Annotated in this window: 25 protein-coding genes and 2 tRNA genes; 21 read left to right on the forward strand and 6 right to left on the reverse strand. The window is 31.0% G+C overall.

The window, feature by feature from the left end; genetic code table 11:
* The first annotated feature begins 3 nt into the window (after nucleotides 1-3).
* Nucleotides 4-1,098 carry an anhydro-N-acetylmuramic acid kinase gene (locus tag AC8IG9_RS03320; RefSeq protein WP_507425403.1) on the forward strand — a complete coding sequence of 365 codons (1,095 nt, stop codon included), beginning with the start codon at nucleotides 4-6 and terminating at the stop codon, nucleotides 1,096-1,098.
* Here the strand turns inward: AC8IG9_RS03320 and AC8IG9_RS03325 are convergent, their stop codons facing one another.
* Entirely contained in the window at nucleotides 1,099-1,755 is a 657-nt protein-coding gene (locus AC8IG9_RS03325) for an alpha/beta hydrolase (protein WP_507425404.1), read from the reverse strand.
* Nucleotides 1,756-1,885: 130 nt separating this feature from the next.
* Between AC8IG9_RS03325 and AC8IG9_RS03330 the strand changes: the two genes are divergently transcribed.
* The 10 genes from AC8IG9_RS03330 (at nucleotide 1,886) to AC8IG9_RS03375 (ending at nucleotide 10,441) form a co-directional block, all read left to right on the forward strand.
* The gene (locus AC8IG9_RS03330) at nucleotides 1,886-2,356 is read left to right on the forward strand and encodes an Rrf2 family transcriptional regulator (protein WP_507425405.1); all 471 of its coding nucleotides are present in this window, start codon (nucleotides 1,886-1,888) and stop codon (nucleotides 2,354-2,356) included.
* Nucleotides 2,353-3,489 (forward strand): cysteine desulfurase family protein, encoded by a 1,137-nt coding sequence (locus AC8IG9_RS03335; protein WP_507425406.1) that lies wholly within the window; start codon nucleotides 2,353-2,355, stop codon nucleotides 3,487-3,489. The genes AC8IG9_RS03330 and AC8IG9_RS03335 overlap by 4 nt, the downstream gene beginning before the upstream one ends.
* On the forward strand, nucleotides 3,479-4,921 hold the full coding sequence (gene sufB, locus AC8IG9_RS03340) for a Fe-S cluster assembly protein SufB (RefSeq protein WP_507425407.1): 1,443 nt from the start codon (nucleotides 3,479-3,481) through the stop codon (nucleotides 4,919-4,921). The genes AC8IG9_RS03335 and sufB overlap by 11 nt, the downstream gene beginning before the upstream one ends.
* A complete protein-coding gene (gene sufC, locus AC8IG9_RS03345; RefSeq protein WP_507425408.1) occupies nucleotides 4,921-5,664 on the forward strand; it encodes a Fe-S cluster assembly ATPase SufC in 744 nt (247 codons plus the stop codon). The genes sufB and sufC overlap by 1 nt, the downstream gene beginning before the upstream one ends.
* A 5-nt stretch (nucleotides 5,665-5,669) precedes the next feature.
* Nucleotides 5,670-6,893, forward strand: a complete 1,224-nt coding sequence (locus tag AC8IG9_RS03350; protein WP_507425409.1) for a SufB/SufD family protein — start codon at nucleotides 5,670-5,672, stop codon at nucleotides 6,891-6,893.
* Nucleotides 6,890-8,092: an aminotransferase class V-fold PLP-dependent enzyme gene (locus tag AC8IG9_RS03355; protein ID WP_507425410.1), complete on the forward strand. Its 1,203-nt coding sequence runs from the start codon at nucleotides 6,890-6,892 to the stop codon at nucleotides 8,090-8,092. The genes AC8IG9_RS03350 and AC8IG9_RS03355 overlap by 4 nt, the downstream gene beginning before the upstream one ends.
* Nucleotides 8,092-8,562, forward strand: a complete 471-nt coding sequence (sufU, locus tag AC8IG9_RS03360; RefSeq protein ID WP_507425411.1) for a Fe-S cluster assembly sulfur transfer protein SufU — start codon at nucleotides 8,092-8,094, stop codon at nucleotides 8,560-8,562. The genes AC8IG9_RS03355 and sufU overlap by 1 nt, the downstream gene beginning before the upstream one ends.
* Nucleotides 8,562-8,867, forward strand: a complete 306-nt coding sequence (locus AC8IG9_RS03365) for an iron-sulfur cluster assembly protein (RefSeq protein ID WP_507425412.1) — start codon at nucleotides 8,562-8,564, stop codon at nucleotides 8,865-8,867. The genes sufU and AC8IG9_RS03365 overlap by 1 nt, the downstream gene beginning before the upstream one ends.
* Complete coding sequence (locus AC8IG9_RS03370; protein WP_017971202.1) at nucleotides 8,864-9,199, forward strand: HesB/IscA family protein; 336 nt, start codon at nucleotides 8,864-8,866, stop codon at nucleotides 9,197-9,199. Before AC8IG9_RS03365 ends, AC8IG9_RS03370 begins: the two co-directional genes overlap by 4 nt.
* 123 nt (nucleotides 9,200-9,322) lie before the next feature.
* Entirely contained in the window at nucleotides 9,323-10,441 is a 1,119-nt protein-coding gene (locus AC8IG9_RS03375; RefSeq protein ID WP_507425413.1) for a hypothetical protein, read from the forward strand.
* Nucleotides 10,442-10,455: 14 nt separating this feature from the next.
* On the opposite strand, the gene AC8IG9_RS03380 is transcribed toward AC8IG9_RS03375, so the two are convergent.
* Nucleotides 10,456-11,229, reverse strand: coding sequence for an NAD kinase (locus tag AC8IG9_RS03380; protein ID WP_507425414.1), 774 nt, complete (start codon nucleotides 11,227-11,229; stop codon nucleotides 10,456-10,458).
* Between the two features lie 36 nt (nucleotides 11,230-11,265).
* On the opposite strand from AC8IG9_RS03380, the gene zapE reads away from it, so the two are divergent.
* Nucleotides 11,266-12,321 (forward strand): cell division protein ZapE, encoded by a 1,056-nt coding sequence (zapE, locus tag AC8IG9_RS03385; RefSeq protein WP_507425415.1) that lies wholly within the window; start codon nucleotides 11,266-11,268, stop codon nucleotides 12,319-12,321.
* Between the two features lie 3 nt (nucleotides 12,322-12,324).
* Here zapE and AC8IG9_RS03390 read toward each other — a convergent pair whose 3' ends face one another.
* The gene (locus AC8IG9_RS03390; RefSeq protein ID WP_507425416.1) at nucleotides 12,325-13,995 is read right to left on the reverse strand and encodes a formate--tetrahydrofolate ligase; all 1,671 of its coding nucleotides are present in this window, start codon (nucleotides 13,993-13,995) and stop codon (nucleotides 12,325-12,327) included.
* Between the two features lie 125 nt (nucleotides 13,996-14,120).
* Here AC8IG9_RS03390 and AC8IG9_RS03395 point away from each other — a divergent pair.
* A tRNA-Thr gene (locus AC8IG9_RS03395) sits at nucleotides 14,121-14,196 on the forward strand.
* 3 nt (nucleotides 14,197-14,199) lie between these two features.
* On the opposite strand, the gene AC8IG9_RS03400 is transcribed toward AC8IG9_RS03395, so the two are convergent.
* Nucleotides 14,200-14,568, reverse strand: a complete 369-nt coding sequence (locus AC8IG9_RS03400; RefSeq protein ID WP_507425417.1) for a hypothetical protein — start codon at nucleotides 14,566-14,568, stop codon at nucleotides 14,200-14,202.
* Between the two features lie 96 nt (nucleotides 14,569-14,664).
* Between AC8IG9_RS03400 and AC8IG9_RS03405 the strand changes: the two genes are divergently transcribed.
* From AC8IG9_RS03405 to AC8IG9_RS03425, 5 genes are all read left to right on the forward strand, one after another.
* Complete coding sequence (locus tag AC8IG9_RS03405; protein ID WP_507425418.1) at nucleotides 14,665-15,561, forward strand: amino acid ABC transporter substrate-binding protein; 897 nt, start codon at nucleotides 14,665-14,667, stop codon at nucleotides 15,559-15,561.
* Nucleotides 15,562-15,691: 130 nt separating this feature from the next.
* Entirely contained in the window at nucleotides 15,692-16,402 is a 711-nt protein-coding gene (locus AC8IG9_RS03410; RefSeq protein WP_507425419.1) for an amino acid ABC transporter permease, read from the forward strand.
* The gene (locus tag AC8IG9_RS03415; protein WP_507425420.1) at nucleotides 16,399-17,064 is read left to right on the forward strand and encodes an amino acid ABC transporter permease; all 666 of its coding nucleotides are present in this window, start codon (nucleotides 16,399-16,401) and stop codon (nucleotides 17,062-17,064) included. Before AC8IG9_RS03410 ends, AC8IG9_RS03415 begins: the two co-directional genes overlap by 4 nt.
* Nucleotides 17,065-17,068: 4 nt before the next feature.
* Nucleotides 17,069-17,809: an amino acid ABC transporter ATP-binding protein gene (locus AC8IG9_RS03420; protein WP_507425421.1), complete on the forward strand. Its 741-nt coding sequence runs from the start codon at nucleotides 17,069-17,071 to the stop codon at nucleotides 17,807-17,809.
* Between the two features lie 3 nt (nucleotides 17,810-17,812).
* Nucleotides 17,813-18,562, forward strand: coding sequence for an alpha/beta hydrolase (locus AC8IG9_RS03425; protein WP_507425422.1), 750 nt, complete (start codon nucleotides 17,813-17,815; stop codon nucleotides 18,560-18,562).
* 2 nt (nucleotides 18,563-18,564) lie between these two features.
* Here the strand turns inward: AC8IG9_RS03425 and AC8IG9_RS03430 are convergent.
* Both AC8IG9_RS03430 and AC8IG9_RS03435 read right to left on the reverse strand, forming a co-directional pair.
* Nucleotides 18,565-18,639 (reverse strand) — tRNA-Val (locus AC8IG9_RS03430).
* Between the two features lie 15 nt (nucleotides 18,640-18,654).
* Nucleotides 18,655-19,629: a quinone oxidoreductase family protein gene (locus AC8IG9_RS03435; protein ID WP_507425423.1), complete on the reverse strand. Its 975-nt coding sequence runs from the start codon at nucleotides 19,627-19,629 to the stop codon at nucleotides 18,655-18,657.
* Between the two features lie 36 nt (nucleotides 19,630-19,665).
* Here AC8IG9_RS03435 and AC8IG9_RS03440 point away from each other — a divergent pair, with 36 nt between their 5' ends.
* The 3 genes from AC8IG9_RS03440 (at nucleotide 19,666) to AC8IG9_RS03450 (ending at nucleotide 21,100) form a co-directional block, all read left to right on the forward strand.
* The gene (locus AC8IG9_RS03440) at nucleotides 19,666-20,106 is read left to right on the forward strand and encodes a tetratricopeptide repeat protein (protein ID WP_507425424.1); all 441 of its coding nucleotides are present in this window, start codon (nucleotides 19,666-19,668) and stop codon (nucleotides 20,104-20,106) included.
* Nucleotides 20,107-20,216: 110 nt separating this feature from the next.
* Entirely contained in the window at nucleotides 20,217-20,585 is a 369-nt protein-coding gene (locus AC8IG9_RS03445) for an NADH-quinone oxidoreductase subunit A (RefSeq protein ID WP_507425425.1), read from the forward strand.
* Nucleotides 20,582-21,100: a NuoB/complex I 20 kDa subunit family protein gene (locus AC8IG9_RS03450; RefSeq protein ID WP_507425426.1), complete on the forward strand. Its 519-nt coding sequence runs from the start codon at nucleotides 20,582-20,584 to the stop codon at nucleotides 21,098-21,100. The genes AC8IG9_RS03445 and AC8IG9_RS03450 overlap by 4 nt, the downstream gene beginning before the upstream one ends.
* Nucleotide 21,101 lies beyond the last annotated feature (1 nt).

Consider the following 21,101-nt stretch of genomic DNA (forward strand, 5'->3'; position numbering starts at 1 on the left):
AAAATGAGTAAATACTTTTCTTTAGGTACTATGAGCGGAACTTCTATGGATGGAATTGATCTTTCTATTATTAGTTCTGACGGGGAAGCAGATACTAATGTTATTGATAATTTTTTTTTAGAATACAGTTTAAATTTTAAAAAAGAATTAATTCAAATTAGAAAAGAGGTTCTTAAAAAAGACGATTTAATAAGCAAACAAACACATATTCATGACATATCAAGAAAAATTACCTTACTTCATGTGGAGGCTATTCAAAAAATTTTAAAGAAAAATCCTACCGTTAAACTAGATCTAATTGGTTATCACGGACACACCTTAATTCATAAACCTGAAGAAGGCTTTACATTTCAACTAGGAAATCCTGAGCTAATGTCTCAGCTACTAAAGACAAAAGTAGTTTTTAATTTTAGAGACAATGATATTAAAAATAAAGGTCAAGGGGCGCCACTCGTGACATTGTATCATGCTCAAATTTTAAAAAATTTAAATTTAGTTAATAATGGAACAATCATCAATGTAGGAGGTATTGCTAACGGAAGTTATTTTGAAAATTCAATTATACATTCGAATGATATTGGCCCTGGTAACTGTCTTTTAGATCAGTGGATTAGAATAAATTTAAAAGAGGAAGAGTTTGATAAAGAGGGGAAAATTTCAGAAAAGGGAGAAGTGAATACTTTAATACAAGAAGATTTTTTAAATCATTATAGCTATCACGATAAAAAAAAATCATTAGATATTACAGATTTTAATATTTCTCAATTTAGAGGACTTAGACTAGAAGATGGTGCGGCAACACTTGTAAGCGTCACTGCAAATTTAATAGCTAACTTTGTAAAAAATATTCAAGAAAAGAAAGACAAAGTGATTTTAGCAGGAGGTGGGAGAAAAAATAAAACTTTAATTAAATTTTTAACAAAACTTTTAAATACTAATGTTGAATCAATAGACAAATACAATCTTGATGGTGATTTTATTGAATCCCAAGCATTTGCATATCTTGCAATAAGAAGTTTAAAAAATAAATATTTATCATTACCTACAACGACAGGAGTTAGTAAAGCGGTAACAGGGGGTGTTGTCTACTCTAATTAGTTAAAATCTCGACTCTTTTTTAATATATTTTTCTATAGCCGAACAAAACTCTTTATCTTTTCCAGCGAAGAAATGGTTAGCACCTTCAATCTTAACAAAATCAACATTAATACTTTTTTGATTCTTAAGTTTTGTTTCTAAAGATTTTGTTGCATCCGTTGGAACAAGTTGGTCATTGCTAGCATAAAGTACCATTCCAGAAGAGGGACACGGCGCTAAAAAGTTAAAATCATAAATATTTGGCTGAGGACAGATAGTTATAAATCTATAAATTTCAGGTCTCCTCATTAACAATTGCATGCAAATTAGTGAGCCAAATGAAAAACCCACAATCCAACTTTCATTAGTACTAGGGTTTTGTCTTTGTATCCAATCTAATACTGCTGCGGCATCTGATAACTCTCCTTGACCATTATCAAATTTACCTTCGCTTTTTCCAACTCCTCTAAAATTAAAACGACAAACTGAAAATCCATTTTGAAGAAAAGTATGAAATGCATTGTAAACGACTTTATTATTCATTGTGCCGCCGTACTCAGGATGTGGATGAAGAATTAAGACAGTTGGTGCGGTTGAACTTTTTCCCTGAACATATTTAGCCTCAAGTTTTCCGTCCGGGCCATTTATAAAAGTTCCTGCTGGATTAACTGAGCTCATACTTTGAAGAATTATTATTTTAACAAGCGGCTCTTATACCATAAAAGTAAACTAGTTTTGGTTTATTTTTTAAAGTTGACTAAATTAGTAGGAATAGCTAAATTTGATCAAAATTTACCAATAATTCTTTATGAAACTGACAGCAAAAGGAAGATACGCTGTAATGGCGATGACGGATCTTGCTAATTTTAATAAGCAACAAAAACCTGTTAGTCTAAACGATATATCTATAAGACAAGGCATCTCCCTTTCTTTTTTAGAACAGTTATTTTTAAAATTAAAAAAACAAGATTTAGTTACGAGTATTAGAGGTAATTTAGGAGGATATAAACTTTCAATTGAGCCTAATAAAATTTATCTTTCCTCAATTATTGAAGCAGTTAACGAGGATATTAAAACTACAAAATGTAAATTAAAATCTAAAAAAGGCTGTAACGGCAAACCAACTAAATGTGCTACGCATAATTTATGGGATGGTTTATCAAGACACATTAACAATTATTTCACATCTGTTACTTTGCAAGACATTTTAGATAATAAAATTCCAAAGAATATTCCATTTGAGAATTCATCAAATCAATCACAAGGATTGGGCAGATGATTTATTTAGATTATAACGCTACAGCGCCACTGCATAAAAATGTAATTAAAAAGATTCAAAGTTTAAAATTTGAAGATTTTGGCAACCCATCTTCTGTTCATAAAACTGGAAGAAACTCCAAAAAGATTGTTGAAGAAGTAAGACGAAATATTTTATCTATTTTAAATGCAAAAAATTACGATTTAATTTTTACTAGTGGAGCAACAGAATCTAACAATTTAGCAATTAAAGGTATTATTAAAAAAAATAATATTAAAACAATCTATTCTTTAGAAACAGAGCATGCTTCAGTTGTTGATGTCCTTAAAAGTTTAGATATTCAAAAAAGATTTTTCAAAATTAATGCTAATGGCACGGTTAATTTAAACGAAATAGAAGAACTGCTTTCAAAAGAAACAGGCCAATTTTTAGTGAGTATTATGTTTGCTAATAATGAGTCTGGAATTATTCACTGCATTAAAGATATTTCAAGAATTGTTAAAAAATATAATGGCATTATTCACTGTGACGGAGTTCAAAGTCTTGGAAAAATAGATATCGATTTAAACGATCTAGATTTAGATTTATTTTCAATTTCTTCACATAAGATTGGCGGCCCTACAGGAATTGGTGCTTTATTGATTAATAGTAGAAATAATATATCCCCGGAAATTGTAGGCGGGGGACAAGAAAAGAATTTAAGATCAGGAACTGAAAACTTTCTTGGTATCTTAGGTTTTGGTGAAGTTATTAATGAAGTTCATAATTTGTCAAAAATTTGTAATTCAGAAGTAAAAAATAATAGAGACTTTCTTGAAGCTAATTTAAAAAAATTATCTAATGAAATTAAAATTTTCGGCGAAGACACAAACAGATTAGGAAATACTTGTTATTTTGCTTATCCTTCAATGACCAGTGAAAATCAAGTTATAGCCCTTGATCAAAAAGGTATTTTTGTAAGTTCTGGAGCCGCATGTTCATCTGGAAAAGTAGAACCATCACATGTTTTAAAAGCAATGAAGGTAGATGATAAATATATTCATTCGGCGATAAGAGTAAGTTTAGGTTGGGATTCTACTAAAGATCAGATCGAGACATTCCTTAATGTTTGGAAAACAGATTGTTTTAAAAACGGAGCTCTAAATGTCAGATAATTTAATCCAAGAACAAATTAAGCAGGATTATGCTTACGGATTTGTGACGGATGTTGAATCCGTACAAGCTCCAAAAGGTCTTAATAAAGAAGTAATTCAATTTATCTCTAAACAAAAGAATGAGCCTGCGTGGTTACTTGAATGGAGATTAAAAGCATTTGAAAGATTACAATCGATGACAGAGCCAAATTGGCAAAAACCACAATATCCTAAAATTAATTACCAAGACTTATATTATTATTCTGCTCCTAAAAGTTTTAAAGAAGGACCTAAGTCACTAGATGAAATTGATCCTGAAATTAAGAAGACTTATGAAAAATTAGGCATTCCTCTTAATGAACAGAAAAGATTAGCTGGTGTTGCAGTTGATGCTGTGTTCGATTCAGTTTCTGTTGGAACGACCTTTAAAAAGAAATTAGAAGAAATTGGAATTATTTTTTGTTCAATCTCAGAGGCTGTACAGACACATCCTGAGTTAGTTAAAAAATATTTAGGGTCAGTTATTCCTTTAACGGATCATTATTTTGCAACTTTAAATTCAGCAGTATTTACAGACGGATCATTTGTTTACATTCCAGAAGGAGTTCGATGTCCAATGGAACTTTCTACGTATTTTAGAATTAATGCATCAAACACAGGTCAGTTTGAAAGAACTTTGATTATTGCAGATAAAGGAAGTTATGTAAGTTATTTAGAAGGCTGTACCGCTCCAATGAGAGATGAAAATCAACTTCATGCTGCAAACGTTGAATTAATTGCTCTTGATGATGCTGAAATTAAATATTCAACAGTTCAAAATTGGTACCCAGGAGATAAAGAGGGAAAAGGCGGAATTTATAATTTTGTAACGAAGAGAGGAATTTGCAAAGGAAAAAATTCTAAAATTTCATGGACACAAGTTGAGACAGGATCTGCCATAACTTGGAAATATCCAAGCTGTATTTTACAAGGCGATAATTCTTCAGGTGAATTTTATTCAATTGCAATTACAAATAATTATCAAAAAGCAGATACGGGAACTAAGATGATCCATCTTGGCAAAAACACTAAAAGCAGAATAATTTCAAAAGGTATCTCAGCAGGCCACGCAGATAATACTTATAGAGGCCTTGTAAGTATTCATCCAAAAGCAAGTAATGCTAAAAATTATACTCAGTGCGATTCATTGTTAGTTGGAAATTTATGTGGTGCTCACACAGTTCCTTATATTGATAATAAAAACTCAACTTCAACAACAGAACATGAAGCAACCACATCTAAGATTAGTGAGGAACAATTATTTTACTGCAAGCAAAGAGGTTTAAATCAAGAAGAAGCCGTGAGTTTAATTGTTAATGGTTTTTGCAAAGAAGTATTGCAAAAACTTCCTATGGAATTTGCCGTTGAAGCACAAAAATTAGTTAGCATCAGCTTAGAAGGGAGCGTAGGTTAATGTTAAGTATTGAAAAGTTAAATGTAAGTATTGGTGATAAAAAAATCTTAAAAGATTTTAATCTTAAAATTGGTAAAGGCGAAGTTCACGCTATTATGGGACCAAACGGTTCTGGAAAAAGCACATTGTCATACGTTTTAGCTGGCAAAGATGGTTACGATGTTAATGGAAAAATTATGTTTAAAAATGAAAATATTATTGACCTTGAAGCTGATGAAAGAGCGCAAAAAGGAATATTTTTAGCATTCCAATATCCAATAGAAATTCCAGGAGTTTTTATGAATAATTTTTTAAAAACATCACTGAATGCAGTTAGAAAAGCAAAAGGGCAAAAGGAAGTGGACATTGTTGAATTTTTATCTCTGGTTAAACAGCATGCAAAAAAATTAGGAATTAAAGAAGAGCAACTCGGCAGAGCTTTAAACGTTGGTTTTTCTGGAGGAGAAAAAAAACGTAATGAAGTTTTGCAAATGTCACTGTTAGAACCTGAGCTTGCTATCTTAGATGAAACTGATTCAGGATTAGATATCGATGCTCTTAAAGTTGTTGCGGATGGAGTGAATGCATTAAGATCACCAAATAGATCATTCTTAATTATTACTCACTATCAAAGATTATTAGATTATATCAAACCTGATTTTGTTCATGTGATGGTGAATGGTGCTATTGTTAAAACAGGCTGTTCTAAACTTGCGCAGGAACTAGATAAGATTGGTTACAAAGAATTCCAAAAATCAGTCTAATACGAATGAATACCATTACTGACATTAAAGAAGTGAACGAGCTAAGAGTGCTTAGTTTAAATCTTTTTAATAAAAACGGCTATCCAACTAAAAAAGATGAAGATTGGAAGCAATCGACATTAAATAATTTTTTAGAAAATAATAAACAATTACCAGTTTATAAAAATAACAAAGAACTAATCAATGAAAAAGTTTTAGAAAATTTTAAACATAATAAAATTTTTATTGTTAATGGATTAATTCAAAGAACTGAATTTGAAGGAAAAGATAAAGATAAGATCATTATATCTCCGATCGACGAGTATTATAAAAGTAATAGTAAAAACTTATTAAAACTATTTAGTAATAAAAAAAATCAACTGATAGCAGTAAATAATGCTTTAGCGACATCAGGTTTTTATTTAGAGATTAAAGATAATTTAGATCTGCCGATTATCATTTATCATCAATTTAATTCAGTAATCGATGCAAAACAATTACATCAAAAAAATTATATTGTAATAAACAAAAATTCTAAAGCAACTGTGTTTGAAAAATTTACAAATGATAATAAAAAATCATTTATCAGCATTAACACTAACATTGACATTCAGAATAATGCTCATCTTAAAAATTATTTAATTAATTCAAACAATATTGAAAATTGTATTTATCGATTTAAGAAAGTTAATATTGAAGCAAGCGCTAACTATGAAAGTTTTATATTTTCAAACATTATTAAAACAATCAGAGATGAAGTTGAGATTAATTTAACTGAATCTTTAGCTGAATGTTATTTGTATTATGCGCAGTTCTTAAAAAATAATGAAGATCATGAAATCAAAGTGAAAATTAATCACTTAGCTGAAAATACACAAAGCTATCAATTTTCAAAAAGTATTATTGATGGGACAGCTAAAGGAGTTTATCAGGGAAAAATTTTTGTAGATCAAATAGCGCAAAAGACCAATGGTTATCAGATAATTAAAAGCGTACTTTTATCCGATCAGTGCACATTTCATTCAAAACCAGAACTTGAGATTTATGCTGACGATGTAAAATGTAGTCATGGTTCATCATCCACTTCATTAAACAAAGATGAATTATTTTATTTAATGGCAAGAGGTATTCCAGAGGATCAAGCGAAAAAATTAATCGTCCAGGGTTTTTTATCTGAAGTAGTTGAAAAAATATCAGATGAACATTTTAAAAATTATTTTTTAAAGAAAACAGTGGATATGCTTGCATGAGTTTAAAAGATGTAAGAAGCAAATTTCCTATATTTAAATCTAATAAAAAATTAGTTTATTTAGACACAGCTAATTCAGCTCAAAAACCAGAGGTAGTCATTGATGCTTTGGATGATTTTTATAGAAATAAATACTCAAATATTGGCAGAGGCGTTTATAGTTTAGCAGGGATAGCAACGGATGCTTATGAAAAAACGAGACAAACTATTAAAGAGTTTGTGAACGGCACCGCGGGTGAGATTATTTTTACTAAAAATGCGACAGAATCTTTAAATCTTGTCGCAAGTTGTTTTGCTAAATTTTTAAAAGAAGGTGATGAAATTTTATTAACTGAACTTGAACATCATTCAAATTACGTTCCTTGGCATTTTTTAAGAAAAAAAAAGGTAAATATTAAATTTATTCCAATCAACAAAGGCGGTGAATTAGAATTGGATAAAATTAATTCTTTAATAACAAATAAAACAAAAATTATTAGTCTTATTCATATTTCAAATGTTACGGGAATTACAAGTCCGCTTAAAAAGATAATTGAAATTGCAAAGTCTAAAAAAATACCAGTGTGCATTGATGGTACACAAGCAGTTGGACATGCGACTGTTAATTTAAAAGATTTAGATTGTGATTTTTATGCATTCTCAAGTCACAAAATGTATGGACCTGCAGGAGTTGGACTTTTGTATATAAAAAATCAATGGCTTGATAAGTTTGATCCGTTTCTAGGTGGAGGTGGAATGATTGAAAATGTTGACACTAAAAATATTACTTACGCAACAGGTGTTAATAAATTTGAGGCAGGCTCGATGCCATCAGCAGAAGTTATTGCGTTAAAAGAGGCTGTTCACTTTATTGATCACTTAAAAATTAAAAATATTGTAAGTCACGAACATAGTTTGACTGAATACGCTTTAGATAAGATTAAAAAATTTAATGACATTGAATTTGTGGGAAATCCATCAGAAGAGGCGAGTTTATTTTCATTTAATATAAAAGGTATTCATCCCCATGATGTTTCAACAGTTTTTGATCAAGATCATATTGCGGTAAGAGCAGGACATCACTGCTGTCAGGTACTTCATAAAAAAATGAATCTTATTTCATCGATTAGAGTTTCTTTTGGAATTTATAACACTAAACAAGATGTTGATGCTTTGTGCGACAGTATTAAGAAATGTAAAAAATTATTTAAATTAAATTAATGGATCTAACAGAACTTTATCAAGATTTAATTTTAGACCACGGTAAAAAACCAAGAAATTTTGGCATATGCCCATCATCAAATCACGATGCTAAAGGTCACAATCCTTTATGTGGGGACAATATTCATGTTTATTTAAATTTAAATAAGGATCACAAAGTAAAAGATATTTCTTTTGAAGGCTCAGGTTGCGCCATATCCGTTGCGTCTTCTTCTATTATGACTGAGATTGTTAAGGGTAAAACTGAAAAACAAGCGCGTGAATTATTAGATTCTTTTTTTAAAATGATCAAAGAGGGGCAAGAAATAAAAAGAGAAGGGCTTACTGAGGATGAGCATATAAAATTTTCATCACTTGCAGGAGTCGGCAGATTCCCAATGCGAGTAAAATGCGCAACATTATGTTGGCATACTTTAAGAGCTGCCTTTGATAACGATAAACAAGCTATTAACTCTGAAAAAATTGACTAATGGATAACTCTCAAAAAATTAGCGAAATAAAAGATAAATTAAAGACTATCTTCGATCCTGAAATTCCAGTTGATATTTATGAGTTAGGTCTTATTTATGATGTAAGGCTTAAGGATAAGATTTGTGAAATCGACATGACACTTACTTCTCCAAATTGCCCAGAGGCACAAAGTATTCCAAATAATGTTAGAAAAGCTGTTGAGAGCTTAGGACATTATGATGAAGTGATTGTACATATTGTCTGGGATCCACCTTGGGATAAGAGTAAAATGTCGGAAGTTGCAAAACTAGCTTTGAATTTATGACAAAACAATTAATTACAATTTCAGATAACGCTGCGAAACGTATTAAAGAAATTTTAAGTAATGCTGAGAGTGGAGTAAAAGGCGTTCGTGTTTCTGTAAAATCAGGAGGATGCGCTGGCATGGAATACGAAATGACTTATCTTAAAGAAACAATTCCAAATGATGAAGTTGTTAAAGATAATAACGTCGAAGTATTTATTGATCCAAAAGCAATTATGTATTTATTAGGTACAAAAATGGATTACAAAGAAGATAAGTTTTCATCTTCATTTGTCTTTAATAATCCCAATGAAACAGAACGATGCGGCTGCGGGGAATCGTTTAAGATTTAATTTTAATTTACAATGTTTACCCAGCTAAAAAAATTTAATCTATTTAAAACTTATATAATATTTCTTTTTTTACTAAGTTCCTTTTATTTATGCTCTGTTTATTTGCTTAACGTTAATAACGCCATGTCGGAGTGGGTGATTAATTACGGGGGCGGATTTGTAAGAAGAGGATTTATTGGAGAAATAATATTTCAACTGTCGGATTTCTTTAAAATAAACTTGAGAGATTGTTTTTTAATATTGCAAATTTTATTATATCTTTTTTATTACATATTAATTTATTGGATTTTTTCAGCTTTTAAAAAAAACTTTCTACTATGGCTTGCGATTTTATCTCCGGTTTTTTTCTCATTTGGCCTTTACGAATTGGAAGCTTTAGGAAGAAAAGAAATCCTGATGTATATTTTTTTTTCTTATAACTTTTATCTTTTTTATAAATTTAAAAATATTAATTTAAATTATATTTATACTTATTTATCATTATTAATTTTGATACTAAATCATGAATCAGTAATTTTTTATTTTCTATTCTATTTATTTTTTTTTACCGTTATTGATAAGAAAAAGGATCTAAGATTTTATGTTTTAAATTTTTTATTAATTCTTACTGTTCTTATTCCGTCATATTTAATTTACATACACCCGCATTCCATCACAGATAATCTTGCGATGTGCAAAAGATTGCTAAATATTTCCAATGAAAACTGTGGATTAGCTGCAAATTTCACAACAGCTAGTATATCAAGACATATAAGTGAAGTTTCTTGGAGATTAGTGGATGTAAAAAATTATACTTTAATTTTTATATTTGGTTTTACTAGTATCTTTTTATTAATTTATAAAAGTAAATTAATTAATAAAATCATCTCTTATAAATTTAATCTTTTAGTAATTTTAATTCTTTGCTCACTGCCCGGACTTCTACTTTTTTATATAGCAGTTGATAGCGGTAGATGGACTAGCATGCTTTATCATATGCTCGCAATTTTTTATTTTGGTATGGTAAAATTAGGGTTTGTTAAAATTAATCCTAGATTAAATTTTAAATTTATTAATTTTGATAATATTAAAAATAATTTTCTATTTTATTTTTTAATATTCTTTTTATGTTTTGGATGGAGTCCAAAAGCTGTTTATCATGAAAGTTTTGGTACTTTTCCAGCTTATAGAATGATCGTTAAAACTCCTAAATTTTTTGATAATTTTAAACAACCAGAACATTTTTTTCATAATTTTCGATAATTATGAAATATTAATTAAAATTTAAATTGTTCTGCTAGGTTTCTCTCTTTTAATCCAAATTTTTTGTCGTATAGAAGTCTAAAGGTTTTATTTTTATTTAAATAAATATTCACACTTAAAACATCTCTAACTTCAATATTATCAGCAACTACACTTACGGGCCTTTTTTTAGGATCTAAATTTTTAATAGAAACTTTACAACGGTTGTTAATTGTAGCGCCTCTCCATCCTCTAGGTTTAAATGGAGATATGGGAGTAATTGCAATTAGATTAGATTCAAGATCTAACACTGGACCACGTGCAGAAAAGTTATAAGCTGTACTTCCGGCAGGTGTTGCAACTAATGTGCCATCACAAACAATTTCTTTCATTCTTACTTTATTATCAATCTTAATTTCAAGTTTTGCTGCCTGACGAGTTTTTCTAAACACAGAAACTTCATTAATAGCAATCGCTGTTTTAATTTTACCATTTTTATTTTTTGCGTACATTTCAAGAGGGTGAAGTTCTGCAATATTAGATTTGTTGATTTTTTTTAATAAATCTTTTTCATCAAATTTATTTAATAAAAACCCACGATTACCCTTGTTCATTCCGTAAAATGGAATTTTATATTTTTGATATTTTTTAAGTGTAGCAAGCATAAAGCCATCGCCACCTAAAACAATGAATACATCCGAATCATTGATTGGATAATTTTTATACTTTTTAACTATAGATCTTTTAGCTGATTGCGCATTTGGACTAGAGTCAGCAATAACATGAATTTTATTATACGATCTATGCATTTGTGAAAAATTTAAAATCCATTAATAACTTAGCTAATGTATCACTTAAATATTACTGAGGCATTTAAAAAATATAGTAAGCAACACGGTCTGCAGAAAAACATAAATCAGGAAGATTTAATCAAAACTTTAGACACTTTAACTGAACAATTAAAACCGTCGTTATTTAAGTCTGTTGCTAGTATTTTTGGAAATAAAAAACCTAAGGGTTTTTATCTTCATGGCGATGTAGGAGCTGGCAAAACCATGATCATTAATTTCTTTTTGGAATATTTAAATCAACCAAGAGTATTAAAAACACATTTTAATAAGTTTATGGTCGATATCCATAACAAGCTTCATAAGTTAAAAAACGAAAAAAATCCATTATCTAAAATTGTAAAAACTTTTAAAAAAGATTTCGATATTATTTTTTTTGATGAATTTCAAATTACTAATATTGCCGATGCAATGATCCTTGGAAAATTATTAGAACAATTTTTTGATAATAATATTTTCATTATTACAACATCTAATACAATACCTGATAATTTGTATCTTGGTGGTCTTCAGCGAGATCAATTTCTTCCTTACATTGAAGTTATTAAGAAAAATACTTTAGTTTATTCTTTAGATTCTGGAAAAGATTATAGAGAACTTTATTTAAGTAAAAAAAATAGATTCTTTATTGTTAAAGATCCTGAAACAAAAAAAAATTACAACCAAGTATTATTTACAGTTTTAAGTGGAAAACAATTTGCAACGCATGTGATTGAAGTTAAAACACGAAAAATTATTATCGATAACTATGTTTCAGGAGTTGCAAAATTTGATTTTAAAGATTTATGCGTTCAAACGTATGGCTCAGAAGATTATATTGAGATTTGCAAAATAGTTAAAATTTTTTTTATCGAAAATATTCCAAATTTTACAGACGAACTTATCAATGAGCAGTATAGATTTATTAATTTAATCGACATTATTTACGATAATCAGCTAAGCCTTGTAGCAACTGCAACTGTTCCAATTAATCTGTTTACAAGTAGCACTAAACTTACTAAAGTATTTCAAAGAACTTTAAGTAGACTTAAAGAGCTTACTGCTTCTAATTAATTTTTAATCTAAGCCTACAACTTTACCATTAACGTAATCAATACTTTCAGCTTTTGGAATTTTTGGCAAACCTGGCATTGTCATTACGCTTCCACAAATCATAATTATAAATTCAGCTCCTGCTGCAAGACGAATTTCCCTAATTGCAACACTGTGTCCTGTGGGAGCTCCTCGTAATTTCGCATCTGTTGAAAAAGAACTTTGAGTTTTAGCAACACACACTGGAAACTTTCCGTAACCTCCCTTTTGTAAATTTTCAATTTGAGCTTTTACATTATCATCAGCGGTAACTTCTGATGCTCTGTAAACTTTTTTAGCAATTTTATTAATTTTATCCCAAAGCGTATCGTTATCTTCATATGAAAATTGCATTTTCTGTTTGTTTGTCTTGCATAATTCAACAACACTTTTTGCAAGATCAACAGCACCTTTGCCGCCATCACTCCAATGAGAAGCAAGAACTATTTTAACGCCTAACTTTTTCATTCTTTCAAAAATTAAATCAATCTCAGCCTTAGTGTCATTAGTAAATTTATTAATAGATACAACGCAAGGAAGGTTAAAAACTTTAGTTATATTTTCAACATGACGTTCTAAATTAACAATTCCTTTATCAAGTGAACCAAGATCTTCTTTAGTAAGATTAATAAGTTCAGCACCGCCGTGGTATTTTAACGCTCTAACAGTTGCAACAATCACTGTTGCGGATGGATAAAGTCCTGTTTTTCTACATTTGATATCAATAAATTTTTCAGCTCCAAGATCAGCACCAAAACCAGCTTCTGTAACTACATAGTCAGCAAGTTTTAAAGCAGCCTTAGTTGCAATTGCAGAATTGCAACCATGAGCAATATTTGCAAATGGGCCACCATGAACGAAGGCAGGATTATTCTCTAAAGTTTGAACTAAATTAGGAGCTAAAGCATTTTTTAAAAGCACTGTCATAGCACCATCCGCTTTTAATTGTTTTGCAAGTACCGGTTTTCCATCTTTTGTGTAAGCCACAACAATTTGCCCAATTCTTTTTTTTAAATCTTCAATCGAAGTTGCAAGACAGAAAATCGCCATAATCTCAGATGCAACAACAATGTCAAAACCATCATCACGAGGATATTCAGTTCTTTTTTCACCAACGCCGATACTAATTTTACGAAGCGCTCTGTCATTCATATCAACCACACGTTTCAACTGAATACGTTTTGGATCGATACCTAATTGATTGCCTTGGTAAATGTGATTATCAAGCATTGCGGCGAGAAGATTGTGAGCCAATGCAATTGCAGAGAAATCTCCTGTGAAATGTAAATTAATATCTTCCATTGGAACAATTTGTGCATACCCACCACCAGCTGCTCCGCCTTTAACACCAAACACAGGACCTAACGAAGGTTCCCTTAAACAAATAATAGCTCTCTTACCAATGTGATTTAGAGCGTCACCCAAACCAACCGTTGTTGTAGTTTTTCCTTCTCCTGCGGGAGTAGGGCTAATTGCTGTAACTAAAATTAATTTACTATCTTTTTTATCTTTTAATTTTTCCAGATAAGACAGTGAAACTTTTGCTTTAAAACGTCCATACGGCTCAAGTTCATTTTCAGGAATGCTCAACTTATCAGCAATCTCTGATATCTTTTTCATCTTTGCTTGCTGGGCAATTTCAATATCACTTGGCATAGTTTAATTATCTTTAGACTCACTAATTAACTAATAAGAAGAAATAAGTCATTTAAAATGCTAAATTTATAAATTGTTTGTTTTTATAATTAAAATTATGTACTAAAATCTCTTTTTATTAAAATGCCCTAATAGCTCAATTGGTAGAGCAACTGATTTGTAATCAGTAGGTTTGCGGTTCAAGTCCGTATTAGGGCACCACACTTATCTTCTAAACGTAGACCTCATAGCAATTCCAAAACATAAAGAACCTAAAATTCCTCCACCATAAACAATAAGCAGCGGATAAAAATCATGATTTGCTAATGCAGCATACCAAGGAGCAAGTGTCAGAATAAATGGAAAAAATATTAATCCTAAAAAAGCAATGATGGGTCCGAATACTTCTTTCACTACGTCAAAACAAATAAACAAACCATAAAATGCAGTAATCACATAGATTAATATTCCAATTAAAAAAAATGGACTTAGACGTATTCTTTTAAATCTTGGCTCTGAGGTTTCGTTGTTATTAATTCTTTCAGTCTCAACTTCAGTAACTTCAATAATTTGCTTATTTTTGTCATCTGTCATGTTTTAAATACTACTGTGATTTGCATTAATAGACCTTGATACAATTACTATACTTATAGTAAATTACCCAAAATTAATTAACAGGGGATTAATCAAATGATTAAACAAATAAGAATTGCTTGTTTATCGTTAGTATCGATTGCGACTTTATTTATCGGTGCTGCACAAGCTCAGTCTACGTTAGACAAAGTTAAGTCATCTGGCGCAATTACACTTGCGTACAGAGAGTCGTCAGTTCCATTTTCTTACCTAGGTGAGAATGGTCAACCAGTAGGTTTTGGTTTTGAAATTTGTAAAAAAATTGCTGATAAAGTTAAAGCACAAACTGGATTAAAAACACTTGAAGTTAAGTTACAAGCAGTAACTTCTCAAAATCGTATTCCATTAATTCAAAATGGTACGGTTGATGTTGAGTGTGGATCAACAACAAATAATTCAGAGCGTGGTCAACAAGTTCAATTTGCTACAAACTATTTTTACACTGGTACTCGTTTCTTAGTGAAAGCTAATAGCGGTATTAAAAGTATTAATGACTTAAAAGGTAAAACTTTAGTTGTAACAACTGGAACTACAAACTACCAAATCTTAAGAAATTTAAATGCTGAGAAAAATTTTGGCTTTGAATTAATCGGCGCGAAAGATCATGCTGATGCCTTATTAATGGTTGAGACGGATAAAGCACATGCCTTCGGTATGGATGATATTTTGCTATACGGTCTTAAGGCTTCATCTAAGAACCCAGCAGCACTTGCTGTTGTTGGTGATGCTATCCAAGTTGAGCCTTATGCCATCATGTTTAGAAAAGATGATCCAGCTTTTAGAACTCTAGCAAACGGAGTGATTGCTGATTTAATCAAAACTGGTGAATTCACTAAACTATATACAAAATGGTTTATGACTGCGATTCCTCCAAAAGGAAACAATTTGAATGCACCTATGAGCAAAGAGCTTAAAGATAATCTAAAAGCATTATCAGATAAGCCAGCAATATAATTAACTACTTAGGTAGTAATTTATAAAAATAATATGTTTTTGATATTAACCGCACTAATTAAAAGTGCGGTTAGTATCTTTTATAATCTTAAAAATCTTTACTTAGAATTCTTGTTATTGGGGAAGCGAAATGAATTACACATTTAACTGGAGTTTCTTTCTTAAGAGCGTTGGAGGTAAAGAAACCTATTTAACCTGGTTGTTCACAGCTTGGAAGTGGACTCTAATCATTTCATTCTTTGGTTTTATTTTAGCTATAAGCGTTGGCCTTATTGTTGGAGTGTTTAGAACAACAGAGAATAAATATTTAGTTAGAATTGGAAACATTTGGACTGAAGTATTTAGAAATGTGCCGATGTTAGTACAAATATTTCTTTGGTATCACGTTGTTCCATTCTTTTTTCCTTTCATGAATAAAGCACCAAGATATGTGCTTGTTATAATGGCTATAGGTTTATTCACTTCTTCACGAATTTCAGAGCAGGTAAAATCAGGCATTCAATCTCTATCAAGAGGGCAGAGATTTGCTTCGTTAGCTTTAGGCTTAAACGTTGTACAAACTTATCGATACGCACTTTTACCTCAAGCACTTCGTATTATTATTCCAACTTTAACAAGCGAAGCGATGAATATTATTAAAAATTCATCAGTTGCTTTTGCAATTGGTATTGCTGAACTGACGATGTTTGCAATTCAGTCACAAGAGGAAACGGCGCGTGGTATTGAAATATATTTAGTTGTAACTGGTCTTTATTTTGTTTCTGCATTTGGTGTTAATTTAATTTCGCATTACATAGAACATAAAGTTCAACTTCCTAATCCCATTGGTTCTAGAAAATGACATTAGATTTTACTTTTTTAACTCCTCATGTGATCTCAACTTTTCTTGTTAAGGGATTAATTTTTTCTTTAAAAATAACTCTTATTGCAATGTGTGGTGGAATTATTATTGGAACTTTAATTGCGATGATGAGATTGTCTAGATTTAAAATTTTAAATGTTCCAGCTTTTGTTTATGTGACATTCTTAAGATCTATCCCTTTAGTTATGGTAATTTTGTGGTTCTTCTTATTAATCCCAATATTAACTGGAAAAACTTTAGGCACTGAATATTCAGCTATCATTACCTTTACAGTTTTCGAATCTGCTTTTTATGCTGAAATTATGAGATCAGGTATCCAAAGTATTAAAAGAGATCAAGTTCAAGCAAGTTACGCTTTAGGATTAACTTATTTTCAAAGTATGTGGCTTGTGGTTTTACCTCAAGCGTTTAGAAATATGTTACCGGTGTTACTGACGCAAACTATAGTTTTATTTCAAGACACATCATTAGTTTATGCAATCGGTGCTTATGATTTACTTAAAGGCTTTGATGTATTATCAAAAAATTATAACAGACCAGTCGAGGCTTATTTAGTGGCTGCTGTAGTTTATTTTGTGATTTGTTATAGTTTGTCATACGCTGTAAAATTAACACAAAAAAGAATTCAAATTATTAGGTAAAATTATGATTGAAGTTAAAAATGTTTCAAAATGGTTTGGATCTTTTCAAGCATTAAATGACTGCTTATTCTCAATTAAGAAAGGCGAGGTGGTGGTTATTTGTGGTCCATCTGGATCTGGAAAATCAACATTAATCAAAACTATTAACGGCTTAGAACCTTTTCAAAAGGGAGAAATATTAGTGGATGGTATTAAGTTAAATGATCCTAAAACTGATCTACCAAAATTAAGAGCAAGGGTTGGAATGGTGTTTCAAAACTTTGAATTATTTCCTCACTTAAGTGTTATGGAAAATTTAACTTTAGCTCAAATTAAAGTATTAGGTAGATCGAAAAAAGATGCCGGTTCTTACGGACTTAAATATTTAGAGCGTGTTGGTCTAACTAGCCAAAAAGATAAATTCCCAGCTCAATTATCAGGGGGTCAACAACAACGTGTTGCAATCGCTAGAGCATTAAGCATGGATCCAATTATTATGTTATTTGATGAGCCTACCTCAGCATTAGATCCTGAAATGGTTGGAGAAGTTTTAGATGTTATAGTTAAACTCGCAAATGAAGGCATGACAATGTGTTGTGTTACTCATGAAATGGGTTTTGCACGTAAAGTAAGTAATAGAGTTATTTTTATGGATGAAGGTCGAATTGTTGAAGACTGCAGTAAAGATAAATTTTTTGGAAATGTTAATGATCTTTCACTACGAGCACGTGATTTCTTATCTAAAGTTTTAAGACACGCAAATTAGTTAATGAGTTATTTGATTAAGATAATCAAATTTGTCATTGTTGTAGTTTTCATCACTAATACTGCTAACTCACAAGTTTTTGACGTTCCTTTTAATGCCGATTCTCCAACTAGAACCCTTTTAGTTCCAGTTCAAAATCCTAAAGCAGTAGTTTTGTTATTCCCAGGCGGACTTGGTGTTTTAAAATTACAAGATAATGGTTGGACAAATAATCGTCATACATTTGTAAGATCAAAAGAACTTTGGGCAAAATATGGAATTGACGCTGTATTAGTTGATACACCTTATGATCTTGGCAGAGGTCCTAATAATATAAGAGCAAGCAAAGATCATCAACAAAGAATTTTTACCGTTGTAAAATATTACAAAGAAAAATTTAACTTACCCGTTTGGATATTTGGTCATAGCATGGGAACTGTAAGTGTTTCTGAATTTGCAAATACTGGCAAAGAACAACAACAAATAATCAAAGGCGTTATTATTGCTGGTACTTATGGATCAGTCACAATGAATGAAGTTGGAAAATTGCCGGTACTTGCAATTCATCATACCCAAGATGCTTGTTTAAATACTCCAATATCGACTTCTGAAGCTGTTATAAAAAGCAGACCTAAAGATTCAAGATCACAATTTATTTTAATTGATGGCGGAATAAGCACCGGCAATGTTTGCGATGCTTTTGCTTATCACGGGTTTAATGAAACAGAAGACCAGTTTATTAAATCTGCAGCTGAATTTATTTTAAAAAAATAAAATGGTGGGCATGGCAAGGATCGAACTTGCAACCTCTACGATGTCAACGTAGCGTTCTACCACTGAACTACATGCCCGTTTAGATTTTTATATTATGGAATTAAGACGGCAGGTCCTAAAAGTTTTCTACCTTCTAATTCTTCATGAGCAAGAATGGCATCTTTAAGAGCATATCTTTTAAATACTTTAATTTTAAATTTATTATTTTTAACAGCATCAAACACTGTATTTGCAGCATCTGTTAATTCTTGTCTTGTAACTGTATAATGAGCAATAGAAGGACGTGTAATATAAATACCTTTGGGCTGCATATGTTTTTTTGGATCAATACTTGGTATTGAGCCAGAGGCATTGCCGAAAGCAATTAAAGTTCCTCTAATTGCAAGACAATCAATTGATTCTTCAAATGTTTTTTGACCAACGCCGTCATAAACAACATCTAGCATTTTTCCGCCTGTAATTTCTTTTACTTTTTCTGAAAATTTTTCATTTGAGTAGTTGATTACGTAATCAAAACCATTTTCTTTAGCAATTTTAGCTTTTTCATCTGTGCTTACCGTTCCAATAGTTTTGCATCCAAGCGCTTTTGCCCACTGACCAAAAACTTGCCCAACCCCACCGGCTGCTGCATGGAATAATATAAATTGATCTTTTTTAACTTTGTAAGCTCTGTGCAATAAATATTCGCATGTAATTCCTTTTAACATTAATACTGATGCAACTTCATCTGTGATAAAATCAGGAATTTTTACAATTTTTTCTTGAGGATAAACTTGTTTTTCTGAATATGATCCTGGAGGGGCTGCTGCATGCGCAACACGATCACCCACTTTAAATTCTTTTACATCAGAACCTACTTCTTCAATAACTCCAGCAGCTTCTAGCCCAATTCCATTTGGAAGAGGAAGCGGATAAACTCCTGTGCGATGATAAATATCGATGTAATTTAATCCGATAGATTTATTTTTAATAAGAACTTCATTTGGAGCAATTTTTTTAAGTTCAACATCTTCAAACTTCATTACGTTTGCTTTGCCAGTTTCGTAAATTCTAATTGCTTTAACCATAATTTATGAATACAATTAAAACATATTTAATTTATAATGAAAACGTTTTTTATAATTTTCTTCACTCTTTTTTCTTTCAATCTTAATGCTGCAGATAGTGGGCCTTCACCACAAGTTATTCAAAAAACAAACCCAAGTTATGCTGAGGCTAAAACTTTAGTTAAGAAGAAAGAATTTGATAAAGCAGTTGTTATGCTCGAGGAGCTCTTAAAAGATAGCAAAAACTCTAACAATCCTGACGTTTTGAATGATTACGCTTACTCATTAAGAAATTTAAAACAATACGACAAAGCTGAAAAATTTTATTTAGATGCACTGAAGATTAAACCAAGTCATGTAGGTGTAAACGAGTATTTAGGTGAACTTTATTTGATAACTAAGCGACCAGAAGAGGCTAAAAAAAGATTAGAAGTTTTAAAAACTTGTAATTGCGAAGAATACAAAGAGTTAAAAGAAAAGATCGCAAAGTATAAATAATTTTTCATTAAAAATTCCAAGAAAAACAATCGTTTTTTTTTAAAAACTATCAACAGTTGTATGAGATTCTATGTTTAGTAGTCTTATTACTTGTAATATAAGAAAGGCCAATGTTCTTCGAATATTTACAAAATTACCTAACTATTCTGATCTTTTTGTTGGTTGCGATCGGCGTTGGAATAGCCTTCATTGTTGTAAATCTCTTATGTGCCCCCAGTAAACCAGATACTGAAAAGTTATCACCATATGAGTGCGGATTTGAACCATTCGGTGACTCTAGAATGAAGTTTGATGTACGTTTTTATTTAGTTTCAATTCTTTTTATTATTTTTGATCTTGAAGTTGCTTTCCTTTTCCCTTGGGCTATCAGCCTTGGCAAAATTGGAGCGCTTGGCTTTTGGTCGATGATGATTTTTCTTTTTACATTAACAATTGGATTTATTTATGAGTGGAAAAAAGGGGCTCTTGATTGGGAATGATGCAAAATAAGTTAGATCAAATTCCTGATGAATTTAAAGATCTCGCTAAAGACTTTAGCGAAAAAGGTTTTATTACTATTTCAAGTGAAAATTTAATTAATTGGGCAAGAACAGGATCGTTACACTGGATGACATTCGGTCTTGCATGTTGTGCAGTTGAGATGATGCAAACGTCTATGCCGCGTTATGATCTTGAACGATTTGGAGCGGCACCAAGAGCCTCCCCAAGACAATCTGATGTGATGATTGTTGCTGGAACTTTAACAAATAAAATGGCTCCGGCGCTTCGAAAAGTTTACGATCAAATGCCAGAGCCTCGCTATGTAATTTCTATGGGAAGCTGTGCAAACGGCGGAGGTTATTACCATTACTCCTACGCAGTAGTTAGAGGTTGTGATCGTATAGTTCCAGTTGATGTTTATGTTCCAGGCTGTCCCCCATCAGCTGAAGCGTTGTTGTATGGAATATTACAATTACAAAAAAAGATTAGAAGAGAAGGGACGATCGAGAGATAAT

Origin of the sequence: Candidatus Allofontibacter sp. (assembly GCF_040404065.1) — a bacterium.
Taxonomy (GTDB): domain Bacteria; phylum Pseudomonadota; class Alphaproteobacteria; order Pelagibacterales; family Pelagibacteraceae; genus Fontibacterium.

What these genes read in the sequence shown, in the direction of transcription:
- AC8IG9_RS03320 (WP_507425403.1), top strand. Translation starts at nt 4, where the DNA reads ATGAGTAAATACTTTTCTTTAGGTACTATGAGCGGAACTTCTATGGAT.
- AC8IG9_RS03325 (WP_507425404.1), bottom strand. Translation starts at nt 1,755, where the DNA reads ATGAGCTCAGTTAATCCAGCAGGAACTTTTATAAATGGCCCGGACGGA.
- AC8IG9_RS03330 (WP_507425405.1), top strand. Translation starts at nt 1,886, where the DNA reads ATGAAACTGACAGCAAAAGGAAGATACGCTGTAATGGCGATGACGGAT.
- AC8IG9_RS03335 (WP_507425406.1), top strand. Translation starts at nt 2,353, where the DNA reads ATGATTTATTTAGATTATAACGCTACAGCGCCACTGCATAAAAATGTA.
- sufB (WP_507425407.1), top strand. Translation starts at nt 3,479, where the DNA reads ATGTCAGATAATTTAATCCAAGAACAAATTAAGCAGGATTATGCTTAC.
- sufC (WP_507425408.1), top strand. Translation starts at nt 4,921, where the DNA reads ATGTTAAGTATTGAAAAGTTAAATGTAAGTATTGGTGATAAAAAAATC.
- AC8IG9_RS03350 (WP_507425409.1), top strand. Translation starts at nt 5,670, where the DNA reads ATGAATACCATTACTGACATTAAAGAAGTGAACGAGCTAAGAGTGCTT.
- AC8IG9_RS03355 (WP_507425410.1), top strand. Translation starts at nt 6,890, where the DNA reads ATGAGTTTAAAAGATGTAAGAAGCAAATTTCCTATATTTAAATCTAAT.
- sufU (WP_507425411.1), top strand. Translation starts at nt 8,092, where the DNA reads ATGGATCTAACAGAACTTTATCAAGATTTAATTTTAGACCACGGTAAA.
- AC8IG9_RS03365 (WP_507425412.1), top strand. Translation starts at nt 8,562, where the DNA reads ATGGATAACTCTCAAAAAATTAGCGAAATAAAAGATAAATTAAAGACT.
- AC8IG9_RS03370 (WP_017971202.1), top strand. Translation starts at nt 8,864, where the DNA reads ATGACAAAACAATTAATTACAATTTCAGATAACGCTGCGAAACGTATT.
- AC8IG9_RS03375 (WP_507425413.1), top strand. Translation starts at nt 9,323, where the DNA reads ATGTCGGAGTGGGTGATTAATTACGGGGGCGGATTTGTAAGAAGAGGA.
- AC8IG9_RS03380 (WP_507425414.1), bottom strand. Translation starts at nt 11,229, where the DNA reads ATGCATAGATCGTATAATAAAATTCATGTTATTGCTGACTCTAGTCCA.
- zapE (WP_507425415.1), top strand. Translation starts at nt 11,266, where the DNA reads ATGTATCACTTAAATATTACTGAGGCATTTAAAAAATATAGTAAGCAA.
- AC8IG9_RS03390 (WP_507425416.1), bottom strand. Translation starts at nt 13,995, where the DNA reads ATGCCAAGTGATATTGAAATTGCCCAGCAAGCAAAGATGAAAAAGATA.
- AC8IG9_RS03400 (WP_507425417.1), bottom strand. Translation starts at nt 14,568, where the DNA reads ATGACAGATGACAAAAATAAGCAAATTATTGAAGTTACTGAAGTTGAG.
- AC8IG9_RS03405 (WP_507425418.1), top strand. Translation starts at nt 14,665, where the DNA reads ATGATTAAACAAATAAGAATTGCTTGTTTATCGTTAGTATCGATTGCG.
- AC8IG9_RS03410 (WP_507425419.1), top strand. Translation starts at nt 15,692, where the DNA reads ATGAATTACACATTTAACTGGAGTTTCTTTCTTAAGAGCGTTGGAGGT.
- AC8IG9_RS03415 (WP_507425420.1), top strand. Translation starts at nt 16,399, where the DNA reads ATGACATTAGATTTTACTTTTTTAACTCCTCATGTGATCTCAACTTTT.
- AC8IG9_RS03420 (WP_507425421.1), top strand. Translation starts at nt 17,069, where the DNA reads ATGATTGAAGTTAAAAATGTTTCAAAATGGTTTGGATCTTTTCAAGCA.
- AC8IG9_RS03425 (WP_507425422.1), top strand. Translation starts at nt 17,813, where the DNA reads ATGAGTTATTTGATTAAGATAATCAAATTTGTCATTGTTGTAGTTTTC.
- AC8IG9_RS03435 (WP_507425423.1), bottom strand. Translation starts at nt 19,629, where the DNA reads ATGGTTAAAGCAATTAGAATTTACGAAACTGGCAAAGCAAACGTAATG.
- AC8IG9_RS03440 (WP_507425424.1), top strand. Translation starts at nt 19,666, where the DNA reads ATGAAAACGTTTTTTATAATTTTCTTCACTCTTTTTTCTTTCAATCTT.
- AC8IG9_RS03445 (WP_507425425.1), top strand. Translation starts at nt 20,217, where the DNA reads ATGTTCTTCGAATATTTACAAAATTACCTAACTATTCTGATCTTTTTG.
- AC8IG9_RS03450 (WP_507425426.1), top strand. Translation starts at nt 20,582, where the DNA reads ATGATGCAAAATAAGTTAGATCAAATTCCTGATGAATTTAAAGATCTC.